This window comes from Paraburkholderia sp. SIMBA_054, from assembly GCF_046534875.1.
GTDB classification, from domain to species: Bacteria; Pseudomonadota; Gammaproteobacteria; order Burkholderiales; family Burkholderiaceae; genus Paraburkholderia; species Paraburkholderia hospita.
Window position 1 is genome coordinate 1 of sequence record NZ_JAWRXV010000174.1, and the last position, 1,188, is coordinate 1,188.

Consider the following 1,188-nt stretch of genomic DNA (forward strand, 5'->3'; position numbering starts at 1 on the left):
AGGGTGAAGGGGTTGCAATAAACTGGTGGCTGCGACTGTTTAATAAAAACACAGCACTCTGCAAACACGAAAGTGGACGTATAGGGTGTGACGCCTGCCCGGTGCCGGAAGATTAAATGATGGGGTGCAAGCTCTTGATTGAAGTCCCGGTAAACGGCGGCCGTAACTATAACGGTCCTAAGGTAGCGAAATTCCTTGTCGGGTAAGTTCCGACCTGCACGAATGGCGTAACGATGGCCACACTGTCTCCTCCCGAGACTCAGCGAAGTTGAAGTGTTTGTGATGATGCAATCTCCCCGCGGCTAGACGGAAAGACCCCATGAACCTTTACTGTAGCTTTGCATTGGACTTTGAACCGATCTGTGTAGGATAGGTGGGAGGCTATGAAGCTGGGACGCCAGTCTCAGTGGAGCCGTCCTTGAAATACCACCCTGGTTTGTTTGAGGTTCTAACCTTGGCCCGTGATCCGGGTCGGGGACAGTGCATGGTGGGCAGTTTGACTGGGGCGGTCTCCTCCCAAAGTGTAACGGAGGAGTACGAAGGTACGCTAGGTACGGTCGGAAATCGTGCTGATAGTGCAATGGCATAAGCGTGCTTAACTGCGAGACCGACAAGTCGAGCAGGTGCGAAAGCAGGTCATAGTGATCCGGTGGTTCTGTATGGAAGGGCCATCGCTCAACGGATAAAAGGTACTCTGGGGATAACAGGCTGATACCGCCCAAGAGTTCATATCGACGGCGGTGTTTGGCACCTCGATGTCGGCTCATCTCATCCTGGGGCTGTAGCCGGTCCCAAGGGTATGGCTGTTCGCCATTTAAAGAGGTACGTGAGCTGGGTTTAAAACGTCGTGAGACAGTTTGGTCCCTATCTGCCGTGGGCGCTGGATATTTGAAGGGGGCTGCTCCTAGTACGAGAGGACCGGAGTGGACGAACCTCTGGTGTACCGGTTGTCACGCCAGTGGCATCGCCGGGTAGCTATGTTCGGAAGAGATAACCGCTGAAAGCATCTAAGCGGGAAACTCGCCTTGAGATGAGATATCCCCGGGGCTTCGAGCCCCTTGAAGGGTCGTTCAAGACCAGGACGTTGATAGGTCAGGTGTGGAAGCGCAGTAATGCGTTAAGCTAACTGATACTAATTGCCCGTAAGGCTTGATCCTATAACAGGTGTGTCTTACCCCAACGGGGTGA

Annotated in this window: 1 rRNA gene; it reads left to right on the top strand. The window is 53.5% G+C overall.

Annotation, left to right across the window (positions count from 1 at the left end):
• Positions 1-1,157, top strand: a 23S ribosomal RNA gene (locus SB822_RS54565); the annotation flags it as partial.
• Positions 1,158-1,188: the final 31 nt, after the last annotated feature.